This window comes from Herbidospora galbida, from assembly GCF_005233835.1.
Classification (GTDB): domain Bacteria; phylum Actinomycetota; class Actinomycetes; order Streptosporangiales; family Streptosporangiaceae; genus Herbidospora; species Herbidospora galbida.
On the sequence record NZ_SZQA01000053.1, the window covers coordinates 25,662 to 39,280 of the forward strand.

The window sequence follows — 13,619 nt, forward strand, 5'->3', positions numbered from 1 at the left end:
ATGCGCATCGACGTCATCTCGATCTTCCCCGAGTACTTCGCGCCCCTCGACGTCTCGCTGATGGGCAAGGCGCGGGCCAAGGGCATCCTCGACGTGCGCCTGCACCAGTTGCGGGAGTGGGCGCACGACGTACACAAGACCGTCGACGACACGCCCTATGGGGGCGGGCCGGGTATGGTCATGAAGCCCGAGATCTGGGGCGCGGCGATCGACGACGTGATCGCGGGCGGCGAGGGCCTGCCGCGGCTGATCGTGCCCACCCCGAGCGGGCGCCCGTTCACCCAGGCCGTCGCCCTGGAGTACGCCGCCGAACCGTGGCTGCTGTTCGCGCCGGCCCGCTACGAGGGCATCGACAGCCGGGTCATGATCGAGTACGGCTCCCGGCTGCGGCTCGACGAGGTCTCGATCGGCGACTACGTGCTGGCAGGGGGCGAGGCGGCCGTGCTGGTCATGGTCGAGGCCGTCGCCCGGCTGCTGCCCGGGGTGCTCGGTAACGCGGTCTCGGCGGTCGACGACTCGTTCGCGCCGGGGGCCATGGAGAACCTGCTCGAAGGGCCGGTGTTCACCAAACCGCCCGTGTGGCGCGGCCACGAGGTCCCGGAAGTGTTGCTCTCGGGCCACCACGGCAAGATCGCGCGCTGGCGCCGCGACGAGGCGCTGCGGCGCACCCTCCGCACCCGGCCGGAACTGATCGAACGCGGGGAGCTGTCGGCCGCCGATCTCCGGGCGATCGAGTCGTTTCGCGCCGATGGCGATCCTGTGGCAGACTGAAGCGCTGAATGCCTGCCGTTCGCAGGTAAGTCGTGCCCGCGTCCTTCTCGACGCCCCGCCTCGCAGGGGACGGACGGACCTCCGGGCGCTCTCTCAACTGATGAGGAACCTCAGTCATGCACACGCAGATCCAGGAGCTCGAGAAGGCTGCCCTCCGCAGCGACATCCCGGCGTTCCGCCCCGGTGACACGCTCGAAGTGCACGTCCGCGTCGTCGAAGGCAACCGCTCCCGAATCCAGGTCTTCAAGGGCTTCGTGCTGCGCCGCCAGAACGGTGGCCTCCGTGAGACGTTCACCGTTCGCAAGATCAGCTACGGCGTCGGCGTCGAGCGGACCTTCCCGGTGCACAGCCCGGTCATCGAGAAGATCACGCTGGTGACCCGTGGCGACGTCCGCCGCGCCAAGCTCTACTACATGCGTGACCTGCGCGGCAAGGCCGCCCGCATCCGCGAGCGCCGCGACGCCCTGCCCGCGAAGTAAAGCGGCATATCCCTGCAAGCCCGTGCCTGACCGGCGCGGGCTTTCGCAGTTTTGGCGCCCGGAAGCCGAGTCGGCGACGTCGCGTACTGTGACCATGATTTAGGCTCGTCTAGGCACGCGCGGGCGCGCCGCATCACTTGACTTCCCAGACCAGGACGGGGTGGACGTGGTCGCCGAAGACACCCATCAGAACGCCAAGCCCGGCAAAGACAAAAAGGGCGGCTCGTTCTGGCGTGAACTGCCCGTGCTGATCGTGGTCGCGCTGGTGCTCGCCCTGCTCATCAAGTCGTTCGTGGTCCAGGCGTTCTACATCCCGTCTGAGTCGATGGAGAACACCCTCCTGAAGAACGACCGGGTCCTGGTCAACAAGCTCGTCTACCGCGTGCGTGACATCGAGCGCGGCGACATCGTCGTCTTCTCCGGCGTCGACTCCTGGGCCGGCGAGGTCCAGTTCGACCCGCCCGCCAACCCGGTCGCCGGGTTCTTCCGCTGGGTCGGCACCGCGTTCGGCGTGGTCCCCGGCGAGAAGGACTACATCAAGCGGGTCATCGGCGTCCCCGGCGACAAGGTCAAGTGCTGCGACGAGGGCCGCATCACGGTCAACGGGGTGCCCCTCGACGAAGAGAGCTACCTCTATCCCGGTGACGTTCCGTCACTGGGCAACTTCGAGGTCGAGGTCGCCCCCGGCCGCCTGTGGGTCATGGGCGACCACCGCTCCGTCTCGCTCGACTCGCGCGCCCACGGCGGCGACCCGGGCGGCGGCGCCATCCCGATCGACCAGGTCATCGGCCGCGCGTTCGTGAAGGTCTGGCCGTTCGACCGGGCCGGGATCCTGCCGATCCCCGAGACGTTCGGCCAGAAGGGCCTGGCCGCCGCGGCGGGCGCGGCCCCGCTGCTGCTGGGCTTCGCGGGGGCCTTCCCGCTCATGGCCCTTAGGCGCCGCATACGCGTCAAGCGGTAGTCTTCGCTCCCGTGGCCGTCGCAGAAGAAGAGACCAACGCCTCCGGCAAGCCCGAGGAATCCGGCAAGCCGGAGAAAAAGAAGAAGTCCGCCCTCCGGGAGACGATCACCTTCACGATCGGCGGCATCGTCGTCGCCCTCCTGGTCCACTTCTTCGTCATGCGGTCGTTCTGGATCCCGTCGGAGTCGATGGAGAACACCCTGCTGGTCAACGACCGCGTGGTGGTCCTCCAGTTCGGCTCCATCGACCGCGGCGACATCGTCGTCTTCAAGGGCTGGGACGGCGAAGACACGATCAAGCGGGTCATCGGCAAGGGCGGCGACACCGTGAAGTGCTGCGACGCCAAGCGCCGCATCACGGTCAACGGCACCCCCCTCGAAGAAGAGGGCAAGTACCTCTACCCCGGCGACTACGCCGGCCGCACCTTCGAGGTGAAGGTGCCGGCGGGGCGCCTGTGGCTGATGGGAGACCACCGGTCCAACTCGATGGACTCCCGGGCCTACATCGACGACGAGTTCAAGGGGACGATCTCCGAAGACGACGTCATCGGCTTCGCCTTCGCCCGTTATTGGCCGCTTGACCGGCTCAGTCTCATATCGCGACCGGACACCTTCTCCAACGTCCGGTGATGGGGCGTACGCTGCTTCTGTCATGACAGTCGCTTACCGTCCGCGCCCGAGCGTGGTCCGCCGTGACTCCGGCCTCTACGGCTACGAGCGCGCCCTGGCCCGCCGGGGCCTCAAGCCCGTCGCAGGCGTCGACGAAGCGGGCCGTGGCGCCTGTGCCGGCCCGCTGGTGGTCGCGGCGGTGGTCCTCGGACGTGAGATCGACGGCCTCAACGACTCCAAACTGCTGACCGAGGCCCGCCGCGAGGAGCACTACGCCAGGATCATGGCGACCGCGAGGGCCGTCAGCGTCGTCGTCATCCCGCCCGCCGAGATCGACCAGCGCGGCCTCCACAAGTGCAACGTGGCGGGAATGCGGCGCGCGGTCGCCGGGTTGGGTCTCACACCCGGATACATCCTGACCGACGGATTCCCGGTCCCCGGCCTCCCGGCGCCCTCACTCGCCGTCTGGAAGGGCGACCAGGTGGCCGCCTGCATAGCGGCCGCGTCCATCATCGCGAAGGTGACCCGGGACCGCATGATGACAACCCTGCATGAATCATTCCCCCAATACGGCTTCGCCGGGCATAAAGGCTATGTGACCAGAGACCACAGAGCCGCCCTCGCGCACCACGGGCCAAGCCAGCACCATCGGTTCTCGTTCGTGACAGTGGCTCGGACGATGCCGGGTATGAGGATGCGGGAGAATGAACCAGGGGCCGAAACGGGGTTGGGAACAGGAGGGCCGGAATGAGCGCGGAGGATCTCGAGAAGTACGAGACCGAGATGGAGCTGCAGCTCTACCGCGAGTACCGCGATGTGGTCGGTCTGTTCACGTACGTCGTCGAAACCGAACGTCGGTTCTACCTGACGAATTCGGTCGACATGGAGGTGCGCACCGCCGAGAACGGCGAAGTCTTCTTCGACGTGAAGATGCAGGACGCATGGGTGTGGGACATGTATCGACCGGCGAGATTCGTGAAGAACGTACGAGTGGTGACGTTCAAGGACGTGAACGTCGAGGAGCTCGCCAAGCCTGACCTGGAGATGCCGAAGGAGGGCTTCTCCAGCTGAGGTCACGCGTCTTGGGGCCGGGTCCGCTGTCCGCGGGCCCGGCCCTTCGCTTTGTCCACAGGCCGGGGTTTTCCACAGGGGTCGCGCGGGGCGTTCGGGGGCGGGCGGGGTCTGCGAGCGTGGGGCGCATGGGAGCGGCGAAAGACGAGCTCGGGCGGGCCGGCGAGGAGATGGCGGCCGGTTACCTGGTTGGCGAGGGGATGGAGATCCTCGCCCGGAACTGGCGGTGCCGTGAGGGCGAGATCGACATCGTCGCCCGCGACGGGGCGGTGCTGGTGGTCGTGGAGGTGCGGACGCGGTCGTCTGGGGCGTATGGGTCGGCCTTCGCGTCGGTGACGGAGGCGAAGCTGGCGCGGTTACGGCGGCTGGGGGCTCGGTGGCTGGCGGGGCAATTTCAGTGGTTCGCGTCGGTGCGGATCGACGTGGTGGCGCTCGACGGCTTCGCGGGGACCTTCTCGATCCGGCACGAGAAGGGGGTGTTCTGATGACGATCCTTGCGGGGGTTCGGGGCGGGGCTGGTTGCCGGGGGGTTCTGGTGACGGCGTCCCGCTTGTGGCGGCTGGGGCCCGGTGGCCGGCCGAGCGGTTCGCGTCGTGCGGATCGACGTGGTGGCCCGCTGGAGATCGGGGTGGCTTCGACGGGGCTGTCGGCGGCCCTTGCGGCCGTTCGGGGCGGCCTCGACCGGGCCCGTCTGGCAGGCGAGGGTCTGGTGACGATGTCGCGGTGCTGGTTTACCTGCTGGCCTTGAGCCGGACTGGGTCTATCCGGCCTGGATGTGAGGGAACCTGTCGCTGATTGGCGGATTGATCATCAGCGCTGCGCCAGGCCTTATCGCCTGTGGACGACAGGGTCGTCTTCGCGAGGCAGGCCGGGATGGCCGCGCGGCACAGGGGTGGACGAAGCCCTGAGCCTCGCTGTGTGGCGTAGGCGAGTGGGGTCCTGCTCCTGGAGCGGTGGCTTTTCGGTGATCAACGGATCTATCGGCGTGCCTTCGGTGGAAGGCGTGAGAGGTGTTCGATGCCTGTTGCACGTACGCGGTCCGCCGCGCTGGTCGGGGTGGCCGGGCATACCGTCGAGGTCGAGGCAGATGTCGGCCGGGGACTGGTGGGGACCCACTTCATCGGGCTGCTCGACACGGCGATCAGCGAGGCCCGGGACCGGGTCAGGTCGGCGCTGCTGAACAGCAGGTTCGACTGGCCCGACGCACGGGTGACCGTCTCGCTCTTCCCCGCCTCGCTGCCCAAGAAGGGCTCCTCCTTCGACCTGGCCATCGCCATGGCCGTGCTGGGCGCGGCGGGGCTGGTGCCGCCCGAGCGGATCGCGGAGCCGTTCTTTCTCGGCGAACTGGGGCTCGACGGCCGGGTGCGGCCCGTCCGCGGTGTCCTGCCGGCCGCGCTCGCGGCGGTCGCGGCCGGGGCGCGGACGATGGTGGTGCCCTCGGCCAACGCCGCCGAGGCGGCCCTCGTGCCGGAGCTCGCGGTGCTGCCGGTGGCGTCGCTGGGGGAACTGGTGGCGATCCTGCGGGAGGGCGAGGCACGGGCGCGGGCGCCCTACTTCGATCCGATGGAGCTCGCCGTCCCCGCCGAGGATAAGAGCCTCGATCTCGCCGACGTGGCAGGTCAGGCACAGGGCCGGTGTGCCCTGGAGATCTGCGCGGCCGGGGGTCACAACCTGTGGTTTCTGGGGCCGCCGGGCACCGGCAAGACCATGCTGGCCGAGCGGCTGACCACGATCATCCCGCCGCTCGACCGTGAGCAGGCCCTCGAGGTCACCGCGATCCACTCCATCGCCGGCACCCTCCCCACCGACCGTCCCCTGCTGGCCCGGCCGCCGTTCGTCGCGCCTCACCACACCGCCTCGACGGCTGCGGTGATCGGCGGCGGGACGGGCCAGATCCGCCCCGGCGCGGTGTCGCTGGCGCATCGCGGGATCTTGTTTCTGGACGAAGCGCCGGAGTTTCCGTCCAGAGTGCTCGACTCGCTCCGCCAGCCGGTCGAGTCGGGGCAGGTCACGGTCTCGCGGGCGCACGGCTCGGTGACTTTCCCGGCCCGGTTCACCCTCGTGCTGGCCGCCAACCCGTGCCCCTGCGGGCTGAGCGGCGAGGCCGGGCGGTTCTGCACCTGCACTCCGGCCGTCCGGCGACGCTATCTGTCGCGGCTGTCCGGGCCGCTGCTCGACCGGATCGACGTGAAGGTACGGCTCTCGCCCCCCACCCGGGCCGAACTCCTCGCCGACCGCGCGCTCACCGAATCCAGCGCCACCGTCGGCGAGCGGGTCGTCGAAGCCCGGGAGCGCGCGGCCGAACGTCTGACCGGCACCCCGTGGCGCCTGAACGCCGAGGTCCCCTCGTCGCTGCTGCACGGCGGCTGGCGCCTCGACCACCGCGTTCTGGCCCCGCTGCACCGTGCCGTCGACCTGGGCACCCTCAGCGCCCGGGGCGTCGACCGCGTGCTCCGGGTGGCCTGGACGATCGCCGACATCAGCCGGCGTCCCCGGCCGACGGCCGACGAGATCTCACTGGCACTCACGATGTGGATGGGAGAGGAACTGTGACCGGTGACCGGGCCGCACGCGCGGCCTTGACCCGGATCGCCGAAACCGGCGACGAGACCATGGGCCGCCAGATCGCGGCCCACGGCGCGGAGGCCGTGCTGGCCGGAATCCGTACCGGAACCCTGGACGGGGTCGACGAACGCAGGGCGGCGGCCTGGCGCATGCGGGCTTCAGCAGCCGGCGACCCCGACGACGACCTCGCGCGCCACCGGTTCGTCATTCCCGGCGACCCCGACTGGCCGGGTCAACTCGACGACCTGGGCGACGCCCGCCCCATCGGCCTCTGGGTTGACGGCGCAGGCGATCTGCGCCGGGCCTCCACCCGGTCGATCGCCCTGGTCGGGGCAAGGGCGGCCAGCGCCTACGGGGTGAACGTGGCCTCCGAACTGGCCTGCCGCCTCTCCGACCGGGGCTACTCGGTGATCTCCGGAGGCGCGTACGGCATCGACGCCGCCGCCCACCGGGGCTGCCTGGCCGGCCCGTCGCCGACGGTCGCGATCCTGGCCTGCGGGGTGGACGTCCCCTACCCGGCGGCCCACCAGGATCTCTTCGCCGCCATCCGGGAGGAGGGCCTGGTGATCAGCGAATCACCGCCGGGGGTGAACCCGACGCGGTTGCGCTTCCTCGTCCGCAACCGGGTCATCGCGGCGCTGTCGCGGGGGACGGTGGTCGTGCAGGCCGCTCCCCGGTCGGGGGCGTTGAACACCGCCCACCACGCGTTCCAGTTGAACCGGCAGCTGATGGCCATCCCGGGCCCGGTGACGAGCGACGTCTCGGCCGGCTGCAACAACCTGATCCGTCTCGGAAAAGCCGTGTGCGTGACGTCGGCTGAGGAGATCCTGGAACAGGTCGGCCAGGCCGGAGACGACATCGCCCCCATCCCGCGTGGCCCCGTCACCCGCCGTGACCTGCTCAGCGTGGAGTCCAAGCGCGTCCTCGACGCGATGCCGGGCGGGCTGGGGGTGATCGGCCCGGCCGAGGTGGCGCTCAAGGCCGGTCTGCCGCTGCCGGTGGCCCTGGGCTGCCTGGGCGGCCTGGAGGCCGGCGGCTTCCTGAAGAGGGAGGGGACCGGCTGGCGGCTGACCGCTAGAGGAAGGGGAAGATAGACGGATATGTCGGGAGATCTTGAGGACGCGATACGGGCCTTCGAACGCCACCTCCGGGTCGAACGCGGCCTGGCGGCCAACACCGTACGGGCCTACATGGGCGACCTGTCGTCCCTGGCGGAACATCTCATCGACGTGGGCGCCGATCGGGTCGAACTGATCGACGTGGGGCTGCTGCGGGAGTGGCTGGGGGAGCAGCACGAGACGGGCAAGTCCCGCGCGACCCTGGCCCGTCGCACGGCCTGCGTCCGCTCCTTCACGGCCTTCTGCCATCGGGCCGGGTGGCTGGCCACCGATCCGGGCCTGCTGCTCGGCACGGCCCGGGCCAGACGAACCCTCCCGAAGGTCCTCGACCAGGCGGAGGCAGCGAGGATGCTGGACCTCTGGCGAGGTGGTGGAGGAGACGCTCCCAGCGGCGCGCGATCGGCCGGCGGTCTGCGCGACGAGACCGGTGACCACTCCGGCCACGCCTTCGACGGGCCAGAACCGAGTGGTTCGCCTTCCGGGGCTCGTGATCCTCGTGCTGAGGAAGTGATCTCACGCCAGGAGGCGGCCGAATCGGCTGCCGGACGCGGGGGCGCCTGCCACGCCGGTGATGATCTCGGCTCCGCACAGGCGACCACTGCTGCAGACGGTGCGGGCCGGTCCGGTCGCGGTGCTCTCGGTTCCCGGTCGAGTGCCGCGTTCCCGGAAGCCGACAGGGCCGGTGATCCGGCGCGAGGGCGTGCTGCCGAAGAGACGGCGGCCGAGGCTGAACCGCTCGTGGTGGCGAAAGGGCTTCGGGATCAAGCCCTGCTGGAGGTGCTCTACGCCACCGGGATCCGGGTCGGCGAGCTCTGCGGGCTCGACCTGGATGACGTCGACAGGGAGCGGCGGACCCTACGGGTGCTCGGCAAGGGCGGTAGGGAGCGGGTCGTGCCGCTGGGTGTTCCGGCGCTCGATGCGGTCGACGCCTGGTGTGTCCGTGGGCGGCCCATCCTCGTCTCGAAGAGGTCTGGCAGCGCCCTCTTCCTCGGGGTCAAGGGCGGCCGCATCGACCAGGGCGCCGTCCGGCGGATCGTGCACTCCCGGCTGGGTGAGGCGGGAGTGACGGACATGGGCCCGCACGGCCTCCGTCACACGGCGGCCACCCACTTCTTGGAGGGCGGCGCCGATCTCCGCAGTGTTCAGGAACTTCTCGGCCACGCGTCTCTGGGGACCACCCAGATCTACACGCACGTCTCCATCGAGCGTCTCAGGGCCGCCTATCAGCAGGCCCACCCCCGGGCCTGATCGCGGCGTGATCGCCTGCGAGGGGGAGCAGCCTGACCTGGCCCAAGCCCATCAGGTGCAGCGGATCCAGGTAGAGGTCGCCGCTCAGCAGGCCCCAGTGCAGGCACGTCGCCGGACAGTGCCCGTCGGGCCCGCCCACCGTCCCCAGTACCTCCCCGGTCCGCACCCGCTGGCCCTCGGTCACCGTCGCGTCGACGGGCAGATACGTCGTTCGCAGCCCGTTGGCGTGCGCGACCGTCACCACGCCACGTCCGGCCACCCTCCGCGCCACCGTGACCACGCCCTCCCCGGCCGCCAGCACCTCCTGGCCACTCACCGCCGGCAGGTCGACCCCGCGATGGCCGGACAGCCAGCGTTCCGGCGGGGGAGCGAAGAGGCGGACGGGTTCGGGCTCGCCGGCCAGCGGCCACCCCCATGGGGTCGCGATCACGAGCGCCACCGAAGCTGGGAACAACATGGGCGACAGCCTGGCGAAACCGATACGCACCGCGACCCGTCGGCGACCGCTTGTGGAAAACCGTTCGAGGTATGTCCGGATCTGAGAGATCAGCCTGTGGAAGAGCTTGTGGATAACTTGGGGATGCGGTGACCGGCGACGTCATTCACGACCTGGGGCTACTTGCCGGGGTCGACCTCGGCCACGTCAGGGTCACCGGCCAGGAGCCGGTCATGCCGTCGCCGTTCCGGATCGGCACCGCCGCCGCGGCCAGTGTCGGGGCGGCGACGGCGGTTGTCGCGGCGCTGAACGGGGAGCGCGGGCGGGCGGAGGTCGACCTGCGGCACGCCGCCGTCGCGTTCCGCAGTGAGCGGCACTTCCGGATCGGGGGCGAGCCGATCCCGCTGTGGGCGCCGATCAGCGGTGACTACGCCTGCGCCGACGGCCGGGTCAGGATCCACGCCAACTTCGACCACCATCGCGACGCGGCGATGGCGGCTCTCGCGCTTCCCCCGGACGCCACGCGGGAGCAGGTGGGGGAGGCGTGCGGAGGGCGTACCGGCAAGGAGATCGAAGAGGCGGTCACCCGGGCGGGCGGATGCGCGGCCGCGATGCGCAGCAGGACCGAATGGGCCGGCCACCCCCACGGCCGGGCGGTGGCCGGGCGGCCGGTGCTCACGCTCGACCGGCTTCCCGGGCCGCCGCCAGGGGAGACGGGGATGCGCGTGGTCGATCTGACCCGGGTGATCGCCGGGCCGGTGGCGAGCCGGTTTCTCGCCTCTCACGGCGCCGATGTCATGCACGTCTGCGGGAGCGGCGTTCCCGAGGTTCCCGGGCTGGTGCTGGAGACGGCGGCCGGCAAGCGGTCGTGCCTGATCGATCTGCCCTCCGGTGCCGAGCTGCTTAGGGAGCTCATCCGGGGCGCCGACGTCGTCATCCGCGGCTATCGTCCCGGCGCGCTCGACCGGCTCGGGTTCGGGACGGCCGATCTCGTCGCGCTGCGGCCCGGCATCGTCGTGGTCGACGTGTCCGCCTACGGGCCGGGGCCGTGGCTGGGGAGGCGCGGGTTCGACAGCCTCGTGCAGATGGTGACGGGGATCGTGGCCGAATCGGGTCCGCTGCCCTGTCAGGCGCTCGACCACGCCACCGGCTATCTCGCCGCCTTCGCGGCCGTGGCGGGGCTCCTGCGCAGACGGCGGGAGGGCGGGTCCTGGCACGCCACTCTCTCCCTCGCCGCCACCGCCCGCTGGCTGGACGGCCTCGGCCGCACGCCGCCCGGCGGCGAACCCGAGGTGGACGACCTGCTGGAGACGCGCGACGGCTACACCTTCGTCCGCCCGCCCGGGCTCATCGCCGGGCGTCCGCCAATCTGGTCTCCTCCGCCGCGTCCCGGAGAGCACGCGCCCGCCTGGTGAGGCCCGCCAGCGGCGACAGCCACAGGCAGGGGATCGTCAGCAGCGCCCCCGCGAAGCACACCCACATCGCCGGCCGCAGGCCCAGCAGCTCTCCGGCCACGCCGCCGAGCAGCCCGCCGACGCCCAGCGCGCCCTGCGTCAGGAAGTTGATCGACGCGTTCACCCGCCCGATCAGCTCGGGAGGGGTCTCCCGCAGCGACAGCGCACCCGAGCACACGCTGAAGCAGACCACGGCCACCCCCACCACGGCCTCGGCCGTGCCGATCAGCAGCACGCACCACCAGACCGGCCCGCTCACGGCCGCCATGACCAGGAACCCGAGCGGGAAGAACAGCACCGCCCCGAGCAGCACCGCGGGGCCTCCGAAGCGCCGTGACAGCTTGGGCGCCACGAACGCCCCCACGAGCCCGCCGGCGCCGAAGCCGATCATCATGATGCCGACGAGGCCGCCCGGCAGCCCGAGCACGTGGACGGCGTACAGCACGTAGACCGCCAGCTGGGCCGCCGCGAACAGGTTGACCGTCATGCCGCACAGCGCCAGAGCCCGCAGCACCGGGTGCCGGGCCAGCGCGGACATCCCCTCGGCGATCTCCCGCCGCAGCGCCCGCCGGGGGGCGACCGGGCGCTCCGGCTCCTCGGTGCGGATCGACCGCAGGAGCAGGGCCGAGGTCACGAAGGTCGCGGCGTTCACCAGCAGGGCCAGGGGCGCCGACAGCACGCTCACCAGGACGCCCGCGAGGCCGGGGCCGCCGAGCTGGGCGATGGAGAAGACCGACTGCATGCCGGCGATGGCCTCGGTCCGCTGGGGTTCGGCGACGACGCTGGTCAGGTGGGGCATGGTGAAGTTCCGGAAGGTGACGGTGCAGGTGCCGACCACCAGGGCCACGCCGATCAGCCAGTGGACCGTCAGCAGGCCGAGCAGCCAGGCGACGGGGATGGTCACGACGGCCGTACCGGAGATCAGTTCGCACAGCACCAGCACCGGGCGGCGTCGACGGACGCGGTCGGCCCAGACCCCGACGGGGAGGCCCACGAAGAGGAACGGGAGCGAGGCGGCGGCGGTGAGCACGCCCATCTCCAGCGGGGAGGCGGCGAGCAGAGTGACGGCGGTGAGCGGGACGGCGAGGCGGGAGACCTCGCTGCCGGCTTCGGTGACGGCCCGGGCGGACCAGAGGAGGCGGTAGTCACGCTGGCGGCGAAGGGGGATCATATTTATGAAAGTACTCTTTCAGAGTTATGAAGGCAATGCTTCATATCCTCGGACGCCCTACCGTGGAGCCCCATGAAGAGCCATCGGATGGTCACCGACGACGTCGGGCTGCTGCGCGCCATGGCCCACCCGGCGCGGCTGGCGATCCTCGGCCGGCTCCAGGAGGAGGGTCCGGCGACGGCCACCGAGTGCGCCGAGGTGGCCGGGCTGTCGCCGAGCGCGTGCAGCTACCACCTGCGCACCCTCGCCAAGCACGGCCTCATCGAGGAGGCCCCCGCCCGCGGCGACGGGCGCGAGCGCGTGTGGCGGGCGCTCCAGAAGGGCTGGGGCATGAAAGACCCCGAAAGCGGCGAACTCACCGCAGAGCTCCTCGCCGCCCAGAGCGCCGTCATCCAGACCGTGCTCGACGAGGCCTCCCGGCGCCTGGCGGAATATCTCGCCCAGTCGTCGCGGGAGTCGGCCGACTGGCGTCAGGCGACCCGGCTGGCCCACATGGTCCTCTACATGGACCCCGACGAGATCCGTGCGCTGGCCGAGCGCGTCGACGACCTCGTCGCCCCCTACCGCATCACGGAGCGCGACCCGGAGACCGCCCCCAACGGCGCCCGGGTGACCGAGTTCCAGCTCCGTCTCTTCCCCCGCGCTCCGAAAAGGACGTCAGAGGGCTGAGGTGCGGAGCACTGCTTCCGTGCGGCCACCCTGAGGCCGGACCGAGGCCCGTCACCTCCTGACGCGCGGGCAGGTCAAGTCGTCCACCGGTTCCGGGTAGACTGTCCGGTGGTCTCCGTTGGTGAGGCCGAATTCGCACGCCCATTCACGAAACGTCCTCTCGGTCCGCCGATCAGGCGGCTGGAACGGTTCGGGGCGTCAGGGCGCGGGCCGCCGGCCCGTGCGTATAACCGAGATCGTGGAGGACCATTTCATGGCCACCCCCGTCGTCACCATGCGACAGCTCCTGGAGAGCGGCGTTCACTTCGGCCACCAGACCCGCCGGTGGAACCCGAAGATGAAGCGCTTCATCTTCACCGAGCGCAACGGCATCTACATCATCGACCTCCAGAAGTCGCTGGCCTTCATCGACCGGGCCTACGACTTCGTCAAGGAGACGGTCGCCCACGGCGGCACGATCATGTTCATCGGCACCAAGAAGCAGGCGCAGGAGTCGATCGCCGAGCAGGCGGCGCGCGTGGGCATGCCCTACGTGAACCAGCGCTGGCTGGGCGGCATGCTGACCAACTTCTCGACCGTCCACAAGAGGCTCCAGCGCCTGAAGGAGCTCGAGGAGCTCGACTTCGAGAACGTCGCCGCCTCCGGCCTCACGAAGAAGGAGCTGCTGCTCCGCCGTCGTGAGAAGGAGAAGCTCGAGCGCACCCTCGGCGGCATCCGGGACATGTCCCGCGTCCCGAGCGCGGTCTGGGTCGTGGACACCAAGAAGGAGCACATCGGGATCTCCGAGGCCAAGAAGCTCGGCATCCCGGTCGTCGCCATCCTCGACACCAACTGCGACCCCGACGAGGTCGACTACCCGATCCCGGGCAACGACGACGCCATCCGCGCCGTCAGCCTGCTGACCCGGGTGATCGCCGACGCGGTCGCCGACGGTCTCATGACCCGCGCCGGCGCCTCGCGCGGCGGCGACGACAAGCCGGCCGGTGTGGCCGCGGCCGAGCCGCTGGCCGAGTGGGAGCGCGAGCTGCTCGAGGGCACCCCCGCCGCCGAGGCTCCGGCCGAGGCCCC

General features: G+C 70.7%; 15 protein-coding genes. 13 read left to right on the top strand and 2 right to left on the bottom strand.

Annotation, left to right across the window (positions count from 1 at the left end; translation table 11 throughout):
- The 10 genes from trmD to FDA94_RS41645 all read left to right on the top strand — a co-directional run bounded on the left by trmD (position 1) and on the right by FDA94_RS41645 (position 8,821).
- On the top strand, positions 1–771 hold the full coding sequence (gene trmD / locus FDA94_RS35060) for a tRNA (guanosine(37)-N1)-methyltransferase TrmD (RefSeq protein WP_137251346.1): 771 nt from the start codon (positions 1–3) through the stop codon (positions 769–771).
- A gap of 116 nt (positions 772–887) precedes the next feature.
- On the top strand, positions 888–1,250 hold the full coding sequence (gene rplS / locus FDA94_RS35065; RefSeq protein ID WP_030455665.1) for a 50S ribosomal protein L19: 363 nt from the start codon (positions 888–890) through the stop codon (positions 1,248–1,250).
- Between the two features lie 166 nt (positions 1,251–1,416).
- Positions 1,417–2,211: a signal peptidase I gene (gene lepB / locus FDA94_RS35070; RefSeq protein WP_246060327.1), complete on the top strand. Its 795-nt coding sequence runs from the start codon at positions 1,417–1,419 to the stop codon at positions 2,209–2,211.
- An 11-nt stretch (positions 2,212–2,222) separates the two neighbouring features.
- Positions 2,223–2,840 carry a signal peptidase I gene (gene lepB / locus FDA94_RS35075; protein WP_137251348.1) on the top strand — a complete coding sequence of 206 codons (618 nt, stop codon included), beginning with the start codon at positions 2,223–2,225 and terminating at the stop codon, positions 2,838–2,840.
- Between the two features lie 22 nt (positions 2,841–2,862).
- A complete protein-coding gene (locus FDA94_RS35080) occupies positions 2,863–3,570 on the top strand; it encodes a ribonuclease HII (RefSeq protein WP_137251349.1) in 708 nt (235 codons plus the stop codon).
- Positions 3,567–3,890, top strand: coding sequence for a DUF2469 domain-containing protein (locus FDA94_RS35085; protein ID WP_030455669.1), 324 nt, complete (start codon positions 3,567–3,569; stop codon positions 3,888–3,890). Before FDA94_RS35080 ends, FDA94_RS35085 begins: the two co-directional genes overlap by 4 nt.
- A gap of 128 nt (positions 3,891–4,018) precedes the next feature.
- Positions 4,019–4,375, top strand: coding sequence for a YraN family protein (locus FDA94_RS35090; protein WP_137251350.1), 357 nt, complete (start codon positions 4,019–4,021; stop codon positions 4,373–4,375).
- Between the two features lie 532 nt (positions 4,376–4,907).
- Positions 4,908–6,443: a YifB family Mg chelatase-like AAA ATPase gene (locus FDA94_RS35095; RefSeq protein ID WP_137251351.1), complete on the top strand. Its 1,536-nt coding sequence runs from the start codon at positions 4,908–4,910 to the stop codon at positions 6,441–6,443.
- Complete coding sequence (gene dprA / locus FDA94_RS35100) at positions 6,440–7,549, top strand: DNA-processing protein DprA (RefSeq protein ID WP_246060328.1); 1,110 nt, start codon at positions 6,440–6,442, stop codon at positions 7,547–7,549. Before FDA94_RS35095 ends, dprA begins: the two co-directional genes overlap by 4 nt.
- Positions 7,550–7,555: 6 nt before the next feature.
- Positions 7,556–8,821, top strand: a complete 1,266-nt coding sequence (locus FDA94_RS41645; protein WP_425460196.1) for a tyrosine recombinase XerC — start codon at positions 7,556–7,558, stop codon at positions 8,819–8,821.
- Here the strand turns inward: FDA94_RS41645 and FDA94_RS35115 are convergent.
- On the bottom strand, positions 8,784–9,278 hold the full coding sequence (locus FDA94_RS35115; protein WP_137251352.1) for a M23 family metallopeptidase: 495 nt from the start codon (positions 9,276–9,278) through the stop codon (positions 8,784–8,786). The genes FDA94_RS41645 and FDA94_RS35115 overlap by 38 nt on opposite strands.
- 128 nt (positions 9,279–9,406) lie before the next feature.
- Between FDA94_RS35115 and FDA94_RS35120 the strand changes: the two genes are divergently transcribed.
- Positions 9,407–10,672, top strand: coding sequence for a CoA transferase (locus FDA94_RS35120; protein ID WP_137251353.1), 1,266 nt, complete (start codon positions 9,407–9,409; stop codon positions 10,670–10,672).
- On the opposite strand, the gene FDA94_RS35125 is transcribed toward FDA94_RS35120, so the two are convergent.
- Positions 10,605–11,882, bottom strand: coding sequence for an MFS transporter (locus FDA94_RS35125; RefSeq protein WP_137251354.1), 1,278 nt, complete (start codon positions 11,880–11,882; stop codon positions 10,605–10,607). The two genes, FDA94_RS35120 and FDA94_RS35125, sit on opposite strands and share 68 nt — an antisense overlap.
- A 72-nt stretch (positions 11,883–11,954) precedes the next feature.
- Between FDA94_RS35125 and FDA94_RS35130 the strand changes: the two genes are divergently transcribed.
- Complete coding sequence (locus FDA94_RS35130) at positions 11,955–12,551, top strand: helix-turn-helix domain-containing protein (RefSeq protein ID WP_137251355.1); 597 nt, start codon at positions 11,955–11,957, stop codon at positions 12,549–12,551.
- Between the two features lie 253 nt (positions 12,552–12,804).
- A partial coding sequence (rpsB, locus tag FDA94_RS35135; protein WP_137251360.1) for a 30S ribosomal protein S2 occupies positions 12,805–13,619 on the top strand: 815 nt, incomplete at its 3' end.

What these genes read in the sequence shown, in the direction of transcription:
- trmD (WP_137251346.1), top strand. Translation starts at nt 1, where the DNA reads ATGCGCATCGACGTCATCTCGATCTTCCCCGAGTACTTCGCGCCCCTC.
- rplS (WP_030455665.1), top strand. Translation starts at nt 888, where the DNA reads ATGCACACGCAGATCCAGGAGCTCGAGAAGGCTGCCCTCCGCAGCGAC.
- FDA94_RS35080 (WP_137251349.1), top strand. Translation starts at nt 2,863, where the DNA reads ATGACAGTCGCTTACCGTCCGCGCCCGAGCGTGGTCCGCCGTGACTCC.
- FDA94_RS35085 (WP_030455669.1), top strand. Translation starts at nt 3,567, where the DNA reads ATGAGCGCGGAGGATCTCGAGAAGTACGAGACCGAGATGGAGCTGCAG.
- FDA94_RS35090 (WP_137251350.1), top strand. Translation starts at nt 4,019, where the DNA reads ATGGGAGCGGCGAAAGACGAGCTCGGGCGGGCCGGCGAGGAGATGGCG.
- FDA94_RS35095 (WP_137251351.1), top strand. Translation starts at nt 4,908, where the DNA reads ATGCCTGTTGCACGTACGCGGTCCGCCGCGCTGGTCGGGGTGGCCGGG.
- FDA94_RS41645 (WP_425460196.1), top strand. Translation starts at nt 7,556, where the DNA reads ATGTCGGGAGATCTTGAGGACGCGATACGGGCCTTCGAACGCCACCTC.
- FDA94_RS35115 (WP_137251352.1), bottom strand. Translation starts at nt 9,278, where the DNA reads ATGTTGTTCCCAGCTTCGGTGGCGCTCGTGATCGCGACCCCATGGGGG.
- FDA94_RS35125 (WP_137251354.1), bottom strand. Translation starts at nt 11,882, where the DNA reads ATGATCCCCCTTCGCCGCCAGCGTGACTACCGCCTCCTCTGGTCCGCC.
- FDA94_RS35130 (WP_137251355.1), top strand. Translation starts at nt 11,955, where the DNA reads ATGAAGAGCCATCGGATGGTCACCGACGACGTCGGGCTGCTGCGCGCC.